The sequence below is a fragment of the Kitasatospora sp. NPDC092039 genome (genome assembly GCF_044756065.1).
Lineage (GTDB): Bacteria > Actinomycetota > Actinomycetes > Streptomycetales > Streptomycetaceae > Kitasatospora.
In genome coordinates this window covers 93,474-111,506 of record NZ_JBIVSD010000021.1, presented here as the reverse complement: position 1 = coordinate 111,506, position 18,033 = coordinate 93,474, and the positions used below count along the sequence as shown (strand labels likewise).

At 72.7% G+C, this 18,033-nt stretch carries 20 protein-coding genes; 4 read left to right on the top strand and 16 right to left on the bottom strand.

The features are described from left to right. Nucleotides 1–93: 93 nt before the first annotated feature. The 6 genes from ACIQI7_RS32575 to ACIQI7_RS32550 form a co-directional block, all read right to left on the bottom strand. A complete protein-coding gene (locus ACIQI7_RS32575) occupies nt 94–555 on the bottom strand; it encodes a hypothetical protein (RefSeq protein WP_401117093.1) in 462 nt (153 codons plus the stop codon). After that, nucleotides 552–932, bottom strand: a complete 381-nt coding sequence (locus tag ACIQI7_RS32570) for a hypothetical protein (protein ID WP_401117091.1) — start codon at nt 930–932, stop codon at nt 552–554. The genes ACIQI7_RS32575 and ACIQI7_RS32570 overlap by 4 nt, the downstream gene beginning before the upstream one ends. 68 nt (nt 933–1,000) lie before the next feature. Further along, nucleotides 1,001–3,361: a Helicase associated domain protein gene (locus ACIQI7_RS32565; RefSeq protein ID WP_401117089.1), complete on the bottom strand. Its 2,361-nt coding sequence runs from the start codon at nt 3,359–3,361 to the stop codon at nt 1,001–1,003. A 123-nt stretch (nt 3,362–3,484) separates the two neighbouring features. Further along, on the bottom strand, nt 3,485–4,150 hold the full coding sequence (locus tag ACIQI7_RS32560) for a helix-turn-helix domain containing protein (RefSeq protein ID WP_401117087.1): 666 nt from the start codon (nt 4,148–4,150) through the stop codon (nt 3,485–3,487). 38 nt (nt 4,151–4,188) lie between these two features. After that, nucleotides 4,189–6,402: a hypothetical protein gene (locus ACIQI7_RS32555; RefSeq protein WP_401117085.1), complete on the bottom strand. Its 2,214-nt coding sequence runs from the start codon at nt 6,400–6,402 to the stop codon at nt 4,189–4,191. A gap of 5 nt (nt 6,403–6,407) precedes the next feature. After that, nucleotides 6,408–7,028 carry a DNA-binding protein gene (locus ACIQI7_RS32550; protein WP_401117083.1) on the bottom strand — a complete coding sequence of 207 codons (621 nt, stop codon included), beginning with the start codon at nt 7,026–7,028 and terminating at the stop codon, nt 6,408–6,410. 306 nt (nt 7,029–7,334) lie between these two features. Here ACIQI7_RS32550 and ACIQI7_RS32545 point away from each other — a divergent pair, with 306 nt between their 5' ends. Together ACIQI7_RS32545 and ACIQI7_RS32540 are read left to right on the top strand one after the other, a co-directional pair. Then, nucleotides 7,335–7,616, top strand: a complete 282-nt coding sequence (locus ACIQI7_RS32545) for a hypothetical protein (protein WP_401117081.1) — start codon at nt 7,335–7,337, stop codon at nt 7,614–7,616. Nucleotides 7,617–7,911: 295 nt separating this feature from the next. Then, nucleotides 7,912–8,796, top strand: coding sequence for a hypothetical protein (locus ACIQI7_RS32540; RefSeq protein WP_401117080.1), 885 nt, complete (start codon nt 7,912–7,914; stop codon nt 8,794–8,796). A gap of 48 nt (nt 8,797–8,844) precedes the next feature. Here ACIQI7_RS32540 and ACIQI7_RS32535 read toward each other — a convergent pair whose 3' ends face one another. Then, the gene (locus ACIQI7_RS32535; RefSeq protein WP_401117078.1) at nt 8,845–9,660 is read right to left on the bottom strand and encodes a hypothetical protein; all 816 of its coding nucleotides are present in this window, start codon (nt 9,658–9,660) and stop codon (nt 8,845–8,847) included. 371 nt (nt 9,661–10,031) lie between these two features. On the opposite strand from ACIQI7_RS32535, the gene ACIQI7_RS32530 reads away from it, so the two are divergent. Then, complete coding sequence (locus ACIQI7_RS32530; protein ID WP_401117076.1) at nt 10,032–11,264, top strand: MFS transporter; 1,233 nt, start codon at nt 10,032–10,034, stop codon at nt 11,262–11,264. A gap of 62 nt (nt 11,265–11,326) precedes the next feature. Here ACIQI7_RS32530 and ACIQI7_RS32525 read toward each other — a convergent pair whose 3' ends face one another. The 6 genes from ACIQI7_RS32525 to ACIQI7_RS32500 all read right to left on the bottom strand — a co-directional run bounded on the left by ACIQI7_RS32525 (nt 11,327) and on the right by ACIQI7_RS32500 (nt 14,601). Beyond that, on the bottom strand, nt 11,327–11,752 hold the full coding sequence (locus tag ACIQI7_RS32525; protein ID WP_401117074.1) for a hypothetical protein: 426 nt from the start codon (nt 11,750–11,752) through the stop codon (nt 11,327–11,329). Next, nucleotides 11,749–12,465, bottom strand: coding sequence for a phytanoyl-CoA dioxygenase family protein (locus tag ACIQI7_RS32520; protein WP_401117072.1), 717 nt, complete (start codon nt 12,463–12,465; stop codon nt 11,749–11,751). Before ACIQI7_RS32520 ends, ACIQI7_RS32525 begins: the two co-directional genes overlap by 4 nt. A gap of 192 nt (nt 12,466–12,657) precedes the next feature. Continuing rightward, nucleotides 12,658–12,807, bottom strand: a complete 150-nt coding sequence (locus ACIQI7_RS32515) for a hypothetical protein (RefSeq protein WP_401117070.1) — start codon at nt 12,805–12,807, stop codon at nt 12,658–12,660. A gap of 152 nt (nt 12,808–12,959) precedes the next feature. After that, nucleotides 12,960–13,811, bottom strand: a complete 852-nt coding sequence (locus ACIQI7_RS32510; protein ID WP_401117068.1) for a helix-turn-helix domain-containing protein — start codon at nt 13,809–13,811, stop codon at nt 12,960–12,962. A 27-nt stretch (nt 13,812–13,838) separates the two neighbouring features. Next, the gene (locus tag ACIQI7_RS32505; RefSeq protein ID WP_401117066.1) at nt 13,839–14,354 is read right to left on the bottom strand and encodes a DUF6879 family protein; all 516 of its coding nucleotides are present in this window, start codon (nt 14,352–14,354) and stop codon (nt 13,839–13,841) included. Continuing rightward, complete coding sequence (locus tag ACIQI7_RS32500; RefSeq protein ID WP_401117064.1) at nt 14,335–14,601, bottom strand: hypothetical protein; 267 nt, start codon at nt 14,599–14,601, stop codon at nt 14,335–14,337. The genes ACIQI7_RS32505 and ACIQI7_RS32500 overlap by 20 nt, the downstream gene beginning before the upstream one ends. A 621-nt stretch (nt 14,602–15,222) precedes the next feature. On the opposite strand from ACIQI7_RS32500, the gene ACIQI7_RS32495 reads away from it, so the two are divergent. Further along, complete coding sequence (locus ACIQI7_RS32495) at nt 15,223–15,894, top strand: HNH endonuclease family protein (protein ID WP_401117062.1); 672 nt, start codon at nt 15,223–15,225, stop codon at nt 15,892–15,894. Between the two features lie 87 nt (nt 15,895–15,981). Here ACIQI7_RS32495 and ACIQI7_RS32490 read toward each other — a convergent pair whose 3' ends face one another. The 3 genes from ACIQI7_RS32490 to ACIQI7_RS32480 form a co-directional block, all read right to left on the bottom strand. Continuing rightward, entirely contained in the window at nt 15,982–16,401 is a 420-nt protein-coding gene (locus tag ACIQI7_RS32490; RefSeq protein WP_401117060.1) for a sigma factor-like helix-turn-helix DNA-binding protein, read from the bottom strand. A gap of 81 nt (nt 16,402–16,482) precedes the next feature. Beyond that, complete coding sequence (locus ACIQI7_RS32485) at nt 16,483–17,601, bottom strand: helix-turn-helix domain-containing protein (RefSeq protein ID WP_401117058.1); 1,119 nt, start codon at nt 17,599–17,601, stop codon at nt 16,483–16,485. Between the two features lie 174 nt (nt 17,602–17,775). Next, entirely contained in the window at nt 17,776–17,901 is a 126-nt protein-coding gene (locus ACIQI7_RS32480; RefSeq protein WP_401117056.1) for a hypothetical protein, read from the bottom strand. Nucleotides 17,902–18,033: the final 132 nt, after the last annotated feature.

Below are 18,033 nucleotides of genomic sequence, written 5' to 3'. Positions count from 1 at the left end.
TCCTCGGGGTCTGAGGGTTCGGCGGGTTCGGCGGGTTCGGCGGGTTCGGCGGGTTCGGCGGGCGGTAGCGCCCGTGGCGGCCCTGGCCGTTGGTCAGAGCGCGCGCGGGTCCCGGGCCGGGGACGGCGGCGGGGCGGGGGTGAGCGACTGGTCGGCGGTGCGCTCGATCTGGTGGTCGCGCACGCCGCACTCGGGTCCGCGGTCCCATGCCACGACGTACGGGAACGGGGTGGGGTAGCGGCGGACCGTGGTGATGACGCCGAGGGTGCCGGCCGGGACGGCGGCGTAGGCGCGGGCGTCTTCTTCCCAGTACTCCTCGGCGGCCAAGTCGGGGTCGATCCAGGACGCGCGGATCGGCTCCAGCAGCTCCACCCGGTCGCCTTCCTCCAGACGCACGTGGGCGGTGCGGACCTGGGCCTGGTAGTGGAGCAGCTGGACCAGGGCCCGCTCGCGGTCGGCCGGATCGGTGAGGACGCCGGGGTCCAGGAGCAGCACCGGCGGGGTGGTCGACTCGGGCTGGAGCGGCGGGGACGGTGGGGTGGTCGTGGTGGTCACGGCCGGCCTTTCGGGTCGTCGGGACGCGGAGACGCCCGGCGCGGGGCGGGCTTCATGCCGTCGGCCAGGTCTCGCAGGTGGTGGACTGCGTCGTCCCAGCCCTGGCCGTACCAGTACGGTCCGGTCAGCGCGGTCGGGTGGTGCGGGACGGCTTCCAGCAGGTCCGCCGCCCGGGTCCAGGACGAGGCCAGGGCCGCCCGCATCCGGTCGAACTCCTCGACCAGCGCCGCCAGCTCCGGACCGGGCGGCAGGCCGGAGCCGGCCCCGGTCTCCAGGTCGCGTCGCAGCCGGGCTACGGCGAGACGGGCCAGGCGGGTGGTGTCCGTCTCCTCCCGCCAGTGGTGGTCGGCTTTCCGGGCGGTCTCGGGTGTGCTCACTCGTCTCCTCCGGATGGTGGCTGTCCCGGCTCGGGCCGGGCCGGGACAGTGGGTCGGTACGGGGTGGGTCAGCCGGCGACGGTTTCGGCGTGCCGGGTGAGCGCGTCCAGGAGCGCGGCCTGGTGGTCGGTCAGCTTGCCCTCGGTGCGGGCCGCCGCCTGCTTGCGCAGCCAGGTGCCGGGCCGGAACGCCGGGTCGTCGCCGAGGCCGGTGCGGTTGGCGGGGCCGTCGAGGGTGCCGCCGGCGGCGAGGTAGGCGAGCAGGCGGCGGTAGGAGCGGTTCCAGTCCGGCTCCAGGCGCCACAGCTCGTCCAGCGCGTCGAGCTTGGCCACCTGGTCCTTGGTGAGGTTGTCGGCCTTGCGCTGGCGGCGCATCCACGCGCCCGCTGCGTAGTCGTCCAGCTTCGCGGTCGCCGGGATCGCCAGGTGGCCGTGCTGGTGGTGGAACGCCTTGGCGTAGGCGTAGCCGCGCTCCCAGGCATTGGCGTTCTTCGACCAGATCATGCCGAGGGCGTCCAGCTCGGACACCCGGGCGGCGTCGAGCAGGCTCTGGCCGTAGAGGTGGCGCTGGCGGGTGAGCCAGGAGATCAGCTCGGCGTGCTTGGCCTTGTCGGTGGGGTCGAGGTGGCCGTGCTGGAGGTGGAAGACGGCGGCGACGGCGTGCATGCGCTGCCACTCGACCGCGCGCGGGTTGAACGCGCGCAGCTTGACGGTCTGGAGGATCCTCGCCGCGTGCTGCTTCGCGTTGATCTTGAGCCAGTCGATCGGCGACTCCACCGGGGCCGGCGGCTGCTCCCCCTCGCCACCGGGCTCCGCGGTCTCGCTCTCGGCCGGCTTGGCCGCAGTGGTGTGGGCGGTGCCCTGGGAGCGGCTGGCGCGCAGCTCGGTGATCCGGCCGACCACCCGGGCGTCGTGGGCCGCGAGGGCGCGCAGGACCCGCCAGATGGTGCGGAAGGAGCTGGCTTCGATCTCGGTGTCGGCCTCGGCCTTCACGGCCTCGCCGGCGTCGTGGACCTCGGCCGGGTGCGCGGTGGCGGTGTCGTCGTCGACCTCCGGGGTCGGGAGGTAGACCGGGATGATGACCCAGCTGACCTTGCCCTGGCGGTAGGACTGGCGCAGTGCCCTTCCGACGGCCTGGACGATGTCGATGACGCTCGATTTCGGGTCGGCGAAGCAGATGGCGTCCACGGCGGCGACGTCGATGCCTTCGGTCAGGAGCCGGCTGTTGCAGAGGATGCCGCACTCCTCGCCGTCCTCGCCGGTGTGGGCTTTGAAGTCGGCGAACGCGGCGCGGCGGTCCTTGAGGCGGTCGGTGCCGGCCACCGCCTTCGCCCAGATCCGCTCCGGGCGCTCGGCGTCCTCCAGTAGCTCGGAGGCGTCCAGCAGGGTGCCGGCGAACTCCCGCGCCGCGGACACCCGGGAGTGGAAGGTGATCACGCGGCGCAGGCCGAGGTCGGCGACCGCGCGCAGCACCGCGATCTGCAACGCGAGGCGCAGTAGTTCCTCGTTGCTGCGCTGGGAGCGGAGGTCGGCGACGGCGGGGAGGTTGAGGAGCTCGCGCAGGTCCTCGTCGGTGACGACGGGGACCAGGACGCGGTAGTCGGCGAGGTAGCCGTGCTCGATGCCCTGGCCGAGGGTCCAGGTGAAGCAGGTCTTGCCGTAGATCTCCTGCGAGTCCATGGAGCAGAGGGCGGGCAGCTCCTCCGCGCCGTCGGTGAGGTCTGCCAGGCCGTCCTTCGCGCGCCGGTCGTCGGCGATCCGCGGGGTGGCGGTGAAGTAGAGCCGGCGTTTCGCGGGGACCTGGGCGTCGTTGTGGATCGCGGCCCACGCTTTCCCTTCCGAACCGGCCGTGCGGTGGGCCTCGTCGATGATCACGAGGTCCCACTGGGCCAGTCCCCAGCCCTGGTGGGCCTGGACGATGCGCTCCAGCGAGGCGTAGGTGGCGTAGACGGTGACCGGCTGGTCGTCGGGGGCGCCGTTGACCAGGTCGGTGATCCGGGCCGCCTGCGTGGTCACCTCGGCGTGGACCCGGCCGCCGGCCTCCGCGCTCTCCAGCGCCTCCTCCCGAGAACACGCCGCCACCGCCAGGCCCCGGCGACCGCCCCGCAGCGACCACGCTTCGGCGGTCTGCTCCAGCAGCTCGATCGTCGGCACCAGCACCAGCACCCGGCCCCGCGCCGCCAGGCGCCGGGCACACCCGGCGGCGATCAGGGTCTTGCCGGAGCCGGTCGCCGCGACCACCGTGGCGCGGCCGCCGTCCTTCACCTCGCGCACCGCGGCCGCCACCGCGTCCTTCTGGAACCAGTGCAGCGGCAGCGGGTTCACGGCGGCGGTTCCGGTCGGCTGGGCCGGGACCGGCTGAGCGGCTGCGGCGCGGAACGCGGCCGGCACGTCCTGCTCGGCGACGGCGGCGGTGGTCGTGGTGTCCACGGCGGCGGTTTCTCCTTCGGATGCTGAGACGGCGGGGCGAGGCGCTCGGTGCTGTGGGAGGGTCGGGGCGGGCGGCCTCTCCCCGGGGCCAGGTCATGGTTGGGGAGAGGCCGACCGGACTCTCTACTGCTGGTCTTCGGGGATCCAGCCGCGGACTTCGAGGTAGGCGATGTCGGCGTCCTCGACCGCGCGGCCGGTCTCCACCAGCCAGGCCCGCATGGCCTCGGTGACGTCGCCGTGGTGGTCGGCGACGCGCTGGGACCACTCGGCGGCGTCGAACCCGCCGGTGCTGGCGGAGCCGTAGGTGCGTTCCTCGGTGCCGTCGGCGCGGGGGATGAAGCCGCGGCGCAGGCCCGGGGAGTCCTCCGTGGAGCCGGCCGACATCGTGTACTGGTCGGCCTTCATCCGGACGGTGAAGGCGAGGCGGCCGCCTGCCTGGCCGGTCTCGTGGACGACCGGAGCGAGGTGGGAGGCGCCGGACTTGATGGCCTGCTTGCCCGCGCGGGCGGCCATCGACTCGCCGGGCTTGCCGACGACGTCCTTGCCCCGCACCCGGGCCTTCTGCCCCGTCTTGGTGGTGCGGCGCTTGGTGTTCGCCTCGGCGATCCCGGACAGCGTCTCGGTGTCGCGCTCGCCGCCGCGCACCGCGCGCACGACCTGGCGCAGCGCGCCGACGAACGCCTTGCCCTTGCCCTTGGTGAAGAACTGGCTGACCAGGCTGGCGTCGCGGCCGAGCATCTTGGCGACCTGGCGCTTGGTGTAGCCGTGGTCCAGCAGATCCTGGGTCAAGCGGGCGGCCTCGTTCGGCTGGTTCGGGTCGGCCGGACTCACCGGTCACCTCCGGCCGCCTGCTCGGCGGCGAGTTCGGCGCGGCCCAGGCCGCGCAGCTTGAGGTACTGCTCCTGAGAGGTCGGGTGCTCGACGGGGCCGGTGAGGTGGCCCTTGAGGAGGTAGTCGCCCACCTCGCCGCGGTAGGGCCAGGGCTGGCGCTCGGTCAGGGCGATGCCGTCCGTGCCGAAGTAGACGACCGCGCCCGGCTTCGCGTGCAGCGCCCCGGCGTACCCGATGACCTCCTTGCCCTGGCGGTACTTCATGTCCAGCAGCGCGGCGCGGGCCCCCGACCACACGTAGGCCGCCCACTCGGGGTGCGCGTACGGATCGCGGGAGAAGCCGGCCTGCCGCTGCCAGGTCACCACCTCGCCGTCCTGGCCCAGGATCTCCACCCCGGCCGGGAGCGCCTCACCGAGCGGGGTGGTGCCGGAGACCAGGCGCGGGCGCTGCGCGAAACCGCCCAGGCCGAACAGCAGCACCGACCGGACCGCGCGCGAGGCGAGGTAGGCGGCCTGGCGCTGGCGCTCATCGTCGTGGATCCGAGACAGGTTGGTCAGGTCCGCCCACGCCGCCTTCAACCGCTTGCCCCACTCGTCCAGCGGCTTGCCGTCCTCGAACAGCAGGCCGCCGAGGACCTCGACCTTCCACGGCGCGAGGTGGTTCGACAGGGCGAGGTGGACCTCCGCCCCGCCCGCCCAGGTGGTGAACGTGGCGCCCGGCTCCGAGGGGTAGACCCAGGCCCGGTCACCGGTGACCGGGGCCGGGAGCAGCCCGACGTGGTTCCACCCGGCCGGGACGGTCACCCGCACGTTCCAGTGCGAGCACGACATCAGCGCCTTCACCTGCTCCTGCTCGGTCATCGCGGCGAACGCGGCCGCGGTGACCCGGCGCGGGGTGCCCACCGGCGACTTCCACAAGTGCTTGGCGTAGGCGAAGGTGCGGTCGTACTCCACCAGCGCGGGCAGCTGCTCCGGCACCCGCGGGGGCAGGATCAGCTCGGTCCGGCCCTGCCCGCCGGTCGCGTGCAGCAAACCCCGCAGCTCCTCGGACAGCACCGGGTATCCGCCCGCCCACTTGCCCGTGGTGGGGATCGTGCGCGACCACAGGTCCCGCCCGGTCTGCGACGGGGAACCCATGAGAACCGCGTCGTCCCAGTGCCGCCGCAGCGCCTGCCACAGCAAGGTGAACGCCTGACGGCAGGTGACCACGTCAGCGCCGTCCGGGTCGAACCACTCCCCCATCGACCGGACCTCCGTCACCGGCCCCTCCGGGGCGGCGGCCGGGGCGTAGCGGCCGACCGGCTGGCGCTGGTGCACGAAGTGCCCGGCCAGCTTGTCCCGGCCGGAGCCGACCGCCGTCGTCCACCGCTCGCTCGGAGTGTTCAGCCAGGCGGCGACCGCGTCCTTGAGCGTGGAGTACCGCTCGGCGCCATCGTGCCACGGAGCACCAGCCGTGATGTAGACCCGCTCCGTACCGGGCGCGGCGTACAGGACGGCGTCCAGGACCTCGCCCGGGGTGCGGGCGCCGAGGTCGACCCGGACGACCTGGTCGCGGACCGCGAGCATCCCGGCAGCCGCGTCCAGGAACACCGTGGCGCGGGCCTGCTGCGTGAAGTTCGGACGCTTGGAGACCAGCCCCGTGGTGACGGCCTCGAACCGCGAACCCGCCGGACCCTCGGGAAGGGTGGGCAGCTCGCGCGGCCCGGCAGCGACCGAAGCGACCGGAGCCGTCGGGACGACCGGCGCGGCCTCCGAGGCCGGGGCGGGCGCGGCGACGGCCTGGTCCTCGACCTCGGCCGGCGCCTCGGTCGCCGGGGCGGCCGGGGCCTGCTGCTCGACGGCGGGGGCCGGGCGGGTCAGCGCCGGGGCGACCGCGGCGGCGGGCTCGGCGACCGGCGCGGCCACGGGCGCCGGGGCGGGCGCAGCGGCGGGGGCCTGGTCGTCGGCCTTGGCGGTGCGGACGGCGGCCGGGGTCGGGTCCAGCAGCGGGGCGATCCGCACGACGTCGCCGACCGTCAGTCCGGATGCCTTCGCGATGGCCGGCGCCTGGGCGCCCTCGTACGCCGCCAGCCCGGCGACCCGGCGCGCACGCTGGGCGGTGAGCCTGTCCAGCTCCTTCTGCGCGGCCGCGACGGCCTTCTCGGCGGCCGTGATCTCGGTACGCAGCTCGCGCAGACCGGCGAGCTCGGCGGTGTACATCTTGCGGTCCATCAGGCTTACTCCCCCTCGTCGGCGGTGTCGGTGGTCGGGTTGGCGGTGACGTAGGCGATCGGGCCGCCGGACACCGACGGGAGCCGGGTGCCGAGCAGCAGGCCCGCCAGGCGGACGTCCTCGGGATCGGTGGGGGTGGTGGCGTTGGCGGGGGCGGTGAGGTCGGTCAGGTAGCCGGCCAGCCGCGCCTTCGGGAAGCGGAACCGGGCCGTGGTGCCGACCGCGCCGTCCGACTCCCACTCGGTCAGGCCGGTCAGCACCGCGACGACGAACCCGGCGACCGTCACCGGCAGCACCGCGCCGGCCGCGACCCGGGCCGGGTCGCACCGCCACCAGCCGGACAGCGCGGCCAGCAGCTGCGTCCCGTCGAGCGCCGTGCCGAAGCCGATCCACTGGCGGTCCGGCTCCTCGACTCTGGCCGGGGCGTCCGAGCGCAGCACCGCCACCTCGCCGGTGCCGAGCCCGGCCAGGTCGGCGAGGGGCCGGGCCTGCAGCCGCTGGAGCGCGGCCAGCGGGAACACCTGCCGCCCCTGCTCGCGCACGCCCGGGACCACGCCGGTGGCCACCAGCTTCTTCACCGTCGGGATCGAGCACCCCAGGGCCGTCCCGGCTTGACCGGTCGTCACGAACACACCCACACCTCCACGCCTATTGACCTAACTTGAAACGCTAGGGCGACCCTACGCCTCCCCTCCGACACTGTCCATGCCTTTTTAGTAAGTCGTACAAGCATACTTTGGCCGTTGTCCCTCGGAAGCGGCCATATCCGCCGAACCTGCCTCCCCCCACTCGTGCTGCCCGTACGGTCACCACGAGCGCGGCCCAACTGGCAGCGCGCAACATGGCGAAAGGGAGAGTGCGTGTACCGTCCCCCACCACCCGGCAGTCAGCAGACAGGGCTGGTCGCACGGTTCGAGCGGCCGGAGAACCCGATGGTCTCCAAGCCGGTCGTGACCTTCGACGACGGCGCGGCGATGATTCTCAGCGCGGAGAATCGCCTGGTCGCGGCCTATCGGCAGCCCGGCTACGCGGGGTTGAAGGCTGTCCCGACCCTGGTCGGCGCCCTGCCAGCCGAACCGGGCTTTCGGGTGCGCCGCTGGAGCACGGGAGACGACGAGTGCTCGGCCTGGACCACTTGGACCGTGCCCGTCGTCGGCTGGCTGGCCTTCTCCGACGGAGGCACTCCTGCCACTGCTTGCGATCGGTTCCGTTGAGTCTGGGGGCTGGGTCCTCGTTCACCAGGACGGGACGGAGTCGGACGGTGGAGAGGTCCTCGACGGCCTCATCCCCTGGTGCGGCAAATGCGCCTCCATGGCCCGGCGCTACACCGCTGACGGCGGCTTGTGCCCCGCATGCCATGCCGACCACCCGACGCACGGCGGCACGGAGCCGAAGAAGACCGAGGAAGCTCCGCTGGACTGATCCAGCACTGATCCAGCGCAGCGCGCTGCCCCCGCCGCCAGGTGCTCTGCCCCGTGTCCGGCGCGGGCAGCGCCGCGTTGGCAGGGCGTGACGAAGACCGCCCCCGCCTCCGTACCGGCATCGCGCCAGCGCGGCCCCGACGGCCGATTCCCCGTGTACCGCGGCCACACCTGCCAGCCCTACAGCGGCTGGGACGTCCACCGCTGGTCGCGTGACGGCCTGGAGGACGAACCCGAGTTCCGCCGGACCTACAAGGCCAACCCCTGGTGCTGGTCGCCGGAACTCGGCTTCCACCGCGCCCGTACCCCGCACATCCCGGAGCAGCTGAACGGACTGACCAACCGCCAGTTCGTCGGGCCGAGGGGTATGAACCTGTGGCAGGCCATCCGTCTCGGGGCCGGCTGGGGCACCAGCACTGGACCCTGCGACGGGGACTGGACCGAGCAGACCTGGCGGGTCATGGTCGCCGTCGACTACCGGTGGAGCGGTGACCTGGAGCCAGCCGCCCGCCTTGGCCAGCTGATGGGTGCGCTGGTCGACGGTGGCGGCCAAAAGCGCCTCGCCGCCGACAGGACCGCGCGACGGAGCTGGTTCCGCGACAGCGTGATGGAGTTCCTGCCCCACCCGGCCATGGGCATGGAGTGGAACGACGTCCTGCTGCGGGCCTGCCGCGGCCGGGCTGACCTCGAACAGGATGGAGGATGGGTGCGGGCGCAGGAGCCGCCCGCACCGATCCGTCCGTCCGCGCAGCCTCCGTGGGAGCCGCGGATCGACCTGTGGGAGATGCTCGCCGACTGCCCCTCGCACGGCGGGATGCGGATCGTGTGCGAGGTCTACAAGCTCACCCAGCCCAGCCCCGAGCAGGCCATGAGCTGGATGACCACCGCCGTGAGGCACGCCTTGCGCTGGGGCCAGGTCGACACCACCACCCCACCGCGCACGCTCCTCAACGACGAGGATGACGAAGACTGACGGCGGTGGCCGGCCGCCGCAGGGGGCGGCGGACCGGGGCGGCCGTGGTCACGGCAGCAGGCGCAGCAGGGCGGCGGCCATGGCGATCAGCGACTCCACCTCGGTGCGGCTGTACCGGTAGTCCCGGGTGCCGGGGTCGACGTGCATGGCGCCGCTGGCCTGGTCCTCCAGCGCGCAGCGGATCAGCGCCCACCGCTCGTCCGCAGTGATCTGGCCCTTGTCCTTCTTGCTGCCCGGCCGGTTCCAGCCGGTGATCTTCTCGATGGTCTCCAGGGCCTTGCGCACCATGAGCATCGCGGGGTCGATCTCGCCGGCACCGAGCAGGCGCTGGGCTTCGCGCAGGAAGTCGGCGGCGCCGCGGCCCGGCCCGTCGTCCTCGGGGAAGGGGATGGTCATCTCCACGCCGAGGTTGCGGCCGAGCGCGGCCAGCTGCTGGCGCCAGCGGCTCTCGGCGACGCTGATGCGCACGGTGGCCTGGCTGCTGCCCGGGTGCCCGGTGGCCTGGGGCAGGACGGCGCGGACCTCCAGTTCGAGGCGGAGGTCACCGCTGCGGTGCTGCTCCAGTGCCAAGATCTGGGCACCAGTCAGCAGGAAGCGCAGGGTCGGGCGCTCCAGCCCGGTGTCGGGCACGAAGGCCAGGGCCCGGGATGCCGAGCCGAGCCAGGCCCTCGGGCCGGCATCGCGGGCTGCGAACAGGTCCGTGTCCAGTTGCAGCACCCGGCCCGCGTCCCCGCCCTTCGGGACGCCGACTTCCAGCTGCATCTGCAGGCTGTGGGTGCCCATCGCCCGGTCGATCATCAGGGTGTTCTCCGGGACATTCACCGTGAACGTCCCGATGCCCCCGTCGAACCTCAACTCGTCCATGCCGTGCCCGTCCTCGCTGTTCCGACTGTGCAGCGATTCTGGCGTGAGCCGGTGGTCGGCGTGAGGGGATTTCGGGCGGCCGGGCTGTGTACGGGCCCGACCGTCCGAGGGCTTCACCGTGCGGCGCCAGGCCCGTGAGGGTGTACGTGCCGGGCAGTGTGGAGCAGGCGCAGCCGCACGCCCTGGTCGGGGCGCTCGGCCGGTTCAACGAGCGGGTGGCACTGCGGATGCGGTCAACGGCCCGGGGACTGTGGCGATCGGGGAGTCTGCGACAGGTGATCTTCAACTTGCCCTAGGGTTGCGGGAGTTCCCGGTGGCGAGCCTGCTGCCGGGACTTCGTGCTTTCCGGACGGGTGTGGATCTTGCGATACGTGCGGCTGCTTCGGCGGGGCCCGGTTCTTCTCCTGTGGGGCGCGCAGACGGCGTCGGTGTTCGGTGACCGGTTGTACGCGCTGGCGGTGATGTGGCTGGCCTGGCAGAGATCCGGTGGCGCGGCGATGGGCCTGGTGGCGATCGCGGAGTCGGTGCCGTACATCGTGCTCGGCACTGTGGGACGTCCGGTGATGGAGCGGTTCACCACGCTGCGCTCGCTCGCCGGGGTGGACCTGGTCCGCATGGTGCTGGTCGCGGCGCTGCCGTGGACGTGGGAGGCGTTCGGCACGCCGGGGCTGCTGGTGTCGGCCGGCCTGCTCGGGGTCGGCGGGGCGCTGTTCGATCCGAACCTCGGCGCCCTGGTGCCGGACCTGGTGCGGCCGGAGGAGGTCCAGGCCGTGAGCGGATTGATGGACTCGACCAACCGGATCGCGCGGGTCGCCGGCCCGGGTTCGGCCGGGGTGCTGCTCGCGGTGATGCCGATGGCCGGGCTGTTCTGGCTGGACGCGGGCACGTTCGCACTCTCCGCCGTGGCGCTGGCCGTGCTGGGCGCTGGTGCCGTGCGCAGGCAGGCCGGGCTGGCCGGAGCGACGGCAGCGCCTGCTGCCAGGCCGCGGGCCAGGGCGCTGGTGCGCACGCATCCGGAGACCGGGGTGGTGCTGGCCGTCCACGGGATCGCGATCTTCGCGGGTGCGGTGTCGATCGTGATGCCCGCGCTGGTGGCGGTGCGGCTCGGCGGCGGGGTCGGCACGTACGGCGTGATGCTGGCCGCCACCGGGGCCGGGACGATCGTCGGCAACGCCATCGCTGGGAACGTCCGTCTCCCCCGGGCTCTGCCGGTGTTCTACTGCGCCGCGTGGGCCGTCTCCGGGGTGCTGATGGCGGTGACCGGGTCGGTGAGCACGGTGGCCGAGCTGGTGGCGGTGTCGGCCGCGTACGGGGCCGTCTCGCCGTTCCTGGCGGTGTCGCTGTCCACGCACCTGGCGCAGTTCCCGCCGGCCGCCCGCAGGCGGCTGCTGACGCTCGACCAGACGGTCATCCGGACCATGGGCACCCTGGCGATGGCGGGGATCCCCGCGCTGGCCGCTGCTCACCCCAGGGCCGGGTTCACCGCCGGCGGCCTCGTCACCGCGGTGGTGGGCGTCGCCGGGTGCGCCGTGGTGGTGTGGTGGGCGAAGACCCGCACGCCGCTGCCCGGCGCGGAGCCGGTGCTGGAGAGCGTGCGCGGCTGACGACGCGAGCGGGGCCGGCCTCCCCCGGAGGGAGGCCGGCCCTTCGCGCTGTCGGTCTCAGCTCACGCGATCAGGGACCAGTGGGTGACGGTGATGTCCTCCAGCGGGATGCCCAGCTGCTGGTAGATCCGCTGGTGCATCGCGCCGAACCAGGCGTCGCGTCGGTCGGCGAAGAACGCCGGGTCGTACCAGGCGACGCCGAGCAGCACGGTGCCGCCGCCGTTGGGGTTGCCGATCTCGGGCTCCCAGTAGGTGCACTGCCAGTCCCAGAGCATCAGCTCCTCCGGGCGGCTGCGCAGCCGCTCGTCGGACTCGCGCAGGGCCTCGATGCACCGCTCGGCGGTGGCGGCGTCGGGGCAGTAGTAGGTGCAGTCGGACTTGCCGATCGGCGTCTTGTCGGCGCGGCGGGCCGCGTCGGCGTCCTCCCCGGTCAGCACGCGCACGCGGGTCACCGCGTGCGCCTGGTCGAGCGTGTCGAGGATGGTCACAGTGGTGCTCTCCTCTCCCTTGTCCTGCCGGACTGCCAGCCCGTGCCGCTGATCGGCACGACGCTGGGGCTCTGGGGATCGCGCCGCACGATGCCGCCCGGCGCGGTGTAGCGGACGTTCAGCCCGATGCGGGCGCCGCTACTGGCGTTGGAGCCGGAGCGGTGCACCAGACGGCTGTCCATGAGGACGGCGCAGCCGGCGCGCAGCGGCACAGGAACGGTGGTCTCGGGGGTGAAGCCGACGGCTTGGTCGGCCCGCCCGCGCCCGGTGCCGTTCGCCGGCTCCTTCTCCACCGGCAGGTAGCCGGCCGACTGCGATCCCTGAGCTACCTCAAGGCACCCATTGGCCTCGGTGGCGTCGGTGACGGCCAGCCACGCCGAGACGGAGCGCTCGGGGTCCAGCTCCAAGCGGGCGTCGATGCCGTCCTGGTGCCAGGGGATCTCGAAGGAGCGGCCCGGCCACTTCGCGACAAGGAACGCGTTCTCCACGGCGACGTCCGGCCCGAGGACGGCCTGGACGGCGACGAGCAGGTTCGGGGAGCGGACGGCGGAGGCGGCCCAGTCCTCGGTCAGGTGGGGGTTGCGGACGATCTCGCGGTCGCGGTGAGCGGCGACCAGGAGAGCGCCGCGGCCGCGCGCCGCGCCGGGAGACGACCATGCGATGGGCGAGCTCATGCCGCGTCGGCCGAGGATGCCGTCAAGCTGAGTGAGCACGGCTTCCTCCGTGGATCGGGCAGGAGCAGGTCGGCCAGCCGGCCGCGGGGTGGGTGGCGTGGGCCGGGACGTCGTCGGGGTCGAGAGCGAGCGGGCCGGTGTCGTGGGACCGGGTGCCGTCAGGCCCGACGCAGTAGGTGCGGATGGTCAGGCCCGGCCGTCGCTTCTCGGGCGGGACGAAGTCAGCGCTGTTCACCGCGGCCGCCGGCCGCGCAGCTCGCGGAACAGCCGGGCCCGGCGCAGGGCGGCGCTGTGGTTCGGGATGCGGACCACCGTCCTGCCATCGACCGTCACCACCAGGTCGCGGCCGGGGTGTCGAGGATGCGGTCTACTCGCGGGCATAGCGGTACTCCAGCGCGTCGCGGGACTTGGTTGCCGCCCGGGGCGTCCACGGTGCCGAGGGGGATCGGTTGAGTCCTCACACCGGGCGGCATCAACGACGGTAGGGAGTAGCGAAGTGGTCACTCAACGAAGTTGCACGGGATTACACGGATTCATCCGAGCGCGTCGATCGCCGCCGTGATCAGGGCCCGCGCCGGTGCGCCGCGCACCGCGACGTCGGACAGCTCGGCGAACACCCTCTCGTACATGGTGATCTCGCTGGGCTGGGTGATCGTCAGGTACCCGGAGACCAGCTCCACGTTGACCTGGGTCTGGTCGTAGATCCAGAACCCTTCCACCGGCCAGCCGTTGTCCCGGTCCGGCCGCATCGGCACCACGCCGAGGCTCACGTTCGGCAACCGGCCCACCGCGAGCAGGTGGCGCAGCTGCTCCAGCATCACCGGGCGCCCGCCGAGACCGTTGCGCAGGACGCTCTCCTCGATCAGCAGGGCGAAGCGGTGCCGGCCTTCGTAGAGGATGTGCTGGCGGTCCATCCGCTCGTCGACGGCGGCCTCGACATCGTCGACCAGGCCGCGGCGGTCGCGGATCGCGGTGAGCACCCTGGTGGTGTACGCGCGGGTCTGCACCATGCCGGGCAGCACCCACGGGGCGTACGCGCGGAAGGAGCGGGTGCGCTCGTAGAGCGGCCGCACGGCCTGCTGGGCCTGGCGCAGGCCGGAGCGTTCCATCCGGCGCCACTCGAGGAACATGGCGTCGGCCTGGCGGCTGCGGGCGATGAGGTCGGCGGCCTGGTCGTCGGCGCCGCACGCCGCGCACCAGGCGCGGATGTCCGCGTCCGAGGGCGGGGTCTTGGCGTTGATGATGCGGGAGGTCTTGGCGGGGGTCCACCCGCACAGGGCGGCCAGCTGCTTGCCGTTCAGGCCGGCGTCCAGCATGAGCTCGCGCAGGCGCTCAGCGACGGCCTTGCGGGCGGCCTGGGCGCTGGACGACGGGGAAGCTGGCATGGTCCGGTGCGGGTGGGGGTGCTCGGATCAGACCGCGTACCGGTCGTGCGGGACGGCGCGCTCCCACACCGCCTCGAACGCCGCGGCGCAGTGCTTGGCCAGGGCGGGATCCTGGAGGATCTCCTCCCCGTCCTCGGCGAGCTGCCCGTCGCCGGTGAAGTGGTGGTAGTGCACCACCTGGTCGTCGAAGACCCAGAAGTCCAGCCCCGGCAGGCACAGGTCCTTGGTGTTGCGCCTCGGCAGCCAGCGGACCAGTTCGCCGGCGGCCAGATTGCCGAAGGTCAGGTCGTGCTCGTAGCGGATGTAGTCGTGCACCGGCTCCGAGACGATCCGCGCCCGCCGCACCACTACACCGCGGCCAACCGCCTCGGCCACCGCATCGTGCCACCCGTGCCACCACGACCCGCGATCGGCCTCACCCAGCCGCTTGCCGTGCTGGAAGGCGATGAACTCCGGGTCGTCCAGCATGTAGTGGTCGCGCATCTCCAGATGCACCGCCGAGCGCTGCGCCCGGGCGAGCGCCTTACGAACCGGTGTTGCCACGTGGGGCCTCTCCGTCGGGCCGCGGGATGAACTGGAGCATGTTGGCGGGCAGCCGGATCACCGTCTCGTGCTCCGGGACGTCGGTCGTGTGGCCGGGCACCGAGCCGACCTCCTGCGCCTGCCGGACGGTCTCCTCGTCCGCCTTCCAGGACTGGATGATCAGATCTCCGGTCTCTTCCTCTACCCAGATCGTCGGGGACTGGTCGGATGGGGTGTTCGGCCAGATCCCCAGAAAACGTAGCGTCACGGTGGCCCCCCGTACCAAGTCGGTTACACGGACTTGCACGACGCTCCACCCACAGGTGACGACACGTCAAGGGGCGCACGGGCGTATCCACGCGGCCCGGGCCGTACGACTGGGCCCGAGGCGGAAGCGTCCGGCCTCGGGCCTGTGGTGCGGTCAGGCGGTACGGATCTTGCCGTCGGCGATCATCCCCGGATGTAACCGGGCCAGTCCCGTCCAGGCCTCCCGCCGTGAGACCCGCGTCTTCAAGCTCCCCTACGTCTCGGAGCCGGAGATCGGTCAACGGCCCGTCACCGTGCCGTTCCAGGACGCCCGCAGGCGAGGGTGGGAGCGCGACGAGACCGGTCAACTCCACCGCCGCAAGGGCCGGGCGAGAACGGAGCTGAACAGCCGCGAACGCTACGCAACCCCGACGGATCAACCGGCCCCGCCACCACACCCTCACCGCGGCGGCCGATGGCGGCGCGGGCTCACCGTGGGCGGGGCCGGCACCCATCCGGGCCGGGGCGAGCTGTGTACGGGTCCGGTCGCCGGGGGCTTCCCCGTGGGGGCACCGGGGTCGCCTTTCGGATGAACCCTGTGCTGATCCCGTCACCCTGTACCCGTCGGCGGCGTAGACCCGGCATGAGAACCCTGCGCACTGCGCTCGCTGCCGCCCTCGCCGTTCCCGCTCTGCTGCTGCCCTCTGGTACAGCCGCGGCCGCTCCTGGGGAGACGCTGAGCGCTCCGCTGTCGGGGCTGGTCGCGGCGCTTCCTGTAGAGGACGAGGGGCCCCGCGACGGCTATTCCCGCGAGCAGTTCAAGCACTGGATCGACGCCGACCACAACGGCTGCAACACCCGCAACGAGGTGCTGCTGCGCGATGCCGTCGTCGCGCCGCAGATCACCGGGCGCTGCACCATCGTCGCCAACACCGGCGTGTGGAAGTCCTGGTACGACGAGACCACGCAGACCGACAAGTTCGACGTGGACATCGACCACATGGTGCCCCTCGGGGAGGCATGGGACTCCGGAGCGGCGGTGTGGAGCGCGGCCGAGCGCCAGGCCTACGCCAACGACCTCGACGACCCGCGCTCCCTCCTCGCGGTCCACGACAGCGCCAACCAGTCCAAGGCCGACCGCGACCCCGCCCAGTGGATGCCCCCGGCCGCCAGCGCGACCTGCCGCTACATCGCCGACTGGGTCACCGTGAAGACGCGGTGGCGCCTGAGCACCGATCCCGCCGAGCACGCCGCGATCCAGCGGATCACCGCGGCCTGCGACAACCCCGTCATCACGGTCGCCCTCGCCCGCTGACCACGCGGGAGCCGGTCGGCAGTCCGCGCAGTCTGCGCAGGGCTGCACAGCCCCGGTCGCGTTTCCGGCCGGGATGGAGCCGGAGGGCTAGGGGCGGGGGGTGGCGCGAACGGAGCACAGATGCATGTGGACGGCTGCCGTGTCGGTTCCGGTGAGTTCGGCGACCTCGGCCTCGGGCAGGTCGAGAACGAGGTGCAGGACGAGGACGTCCTGCTCGGGCTCGCTCAGGTGGGCGACGGGTGGGAGCGGGCCGGCCATCGAACGGACCCGGCGGCGGACCGCCTGCCAGGCGCAGGCGGCGGGGCTGGGCGTGGCCAGGATGGTGGGCCAGCGTGCGGCGATGTCGTCGAAGGCCTGCTTGATCGCGGTGCAGGCGTCGGCGACGGGCAGCAGGAGGGAGGCGTAGCGGAGGTAGCGGTCGTAGTGGAGGTCGCGCAGGGCCCATGGTCCTACGCGTTCGGGTCGGGTCGGGCGGCACGGTCGGTTCCCGTGCCAGGTCGGTGGCATGGCGGTTCCCGGGAGCAGAGGAGTGGAAGCAGGAGGGCGGGGTTGTGGGGCCGGTCCGCGGCAGGGTGCCGCGGACCGGGGTCAGAAGGACTCGGCCAGGAAGGTGGTGGTGGCCTGGGCGATCGACGCGGGGGTGGGTGAGGGCGGGCTCTCGGGTGTCCATTCCGGGTTCGCTGCCAGCTGGAGGCACTCCCACAGGGGCCTGATGACGTCGGGTAGCCCCTGGAGAAGGGTGACGACCGCCACGATGTCCGGCCATCGGGAGAGTTCGGGGCGCTGCAGGACGTCGGTGGCCTGCGCGGCTGTGAGGGAGAGTTTGGAGCGTTCGACGATGAACTCCGCGGTGGGACGGCCGGCGGCGAGGTGGAGGCCCTTGATCGCGGAGGTGAGCTGGAACAGTGCGTGGTCGTAGGCCTGCGGCCGGCCGGCGAAGAACGGGCGGGTGGCGGGTTTGCCATTGGCTTCCTCCCACAGCACGCGCAGCTGTTCGGGGTCGGCGTCGCAGGAGCGGGCGAAGGAGGCGACGACGTCCCAGCGCGGCATGCGTTCCCCGCTCACGGCTCGGGAGATGTAGGAGGTGGACACTCCGGCTTCCTCGGCGATCTCCCGCATGTAGCGGCCCGTGGGGCGCAGGAGGTGGGAGAGGGCGCTGGCGAGGCGGGCCTGGGCGTCGAGGGCGTGGGCTGCGGAGCGGCGGTTGCGAGGGCCGCGTTCCCTAGGGGAGGAGCCTCTGGGGCGGGCGGTCCTGCGTGCACGTTCGCGTCGGCGGTCCAGCACCCGGGCGGCTTTCTTCTCCTCCCAGCGGGTTCGCGCGGTCTCGGTGCTCACGCCGAGGATCTTGGCGATGGTCGGCCAGGGGACCTTGCGTCGGCGGGCCTGGAGGACGACGGCGTTGACCAGCTCGTCGTGGTCCTTGCCGATGTCGGCGAGGATTTTCAGTTCGGCGAGGTCGCCGAGGGCGGGGTCGGCGCACTTGACCACGTTCCGCAGCCGCCGTGCGGAGGTCATCAGGCCCGTGGCGATCTGAGTGACTTCCGGGTCGAGTGTCGGTGCGGGGTCCAGCGGCATGGTCTTCTTCGTACGGTGGTGGGCGGAGCGGCACCTGTCGGTGCAGAAGCGACGGCGGCGCCCGAGGGCTTTGGGCTCGAATTCCGTGCGGCAGTGGTCGCAGGTCTGCCTCGGCCCTATCGGCTTGGTCATGTCCCGTTCCTTGATTCGGGATACCGCGAACGGGTGAGCCTCTCCAGGGGATTTCGTTCGCGGATACCCGGTGATTCAGAACAGCGCGTACGGATTGCAGTTCAGCCGTACGCGGGTGCTGCGGCTGCCGGCCCGCCCCGGAGTACTTCCGGGGCGGGCCGGCTGTGCCAGGGGTCAGATGAGACGGCGCAGGTAGCTGACGTGGGAGGCGTTGGCGACAGACCCGGCGGCGTACAGCAGGGCCGAGGCTCCCAGGCCGGGACCGGCCCCCGCGACGAGGGCGGCGAACGCGCCGGGCACGGCTACGAGGAGGCCGCCTTTCACATGTACCCACATGGCAATGGCGACGGAGGTTTCCCCGGCCAACTGCGGAGGCATGTTAGGTTCGGTGCCACGGACGAACCGTCGCAGGGCGGTCAGGTACCGGATCCG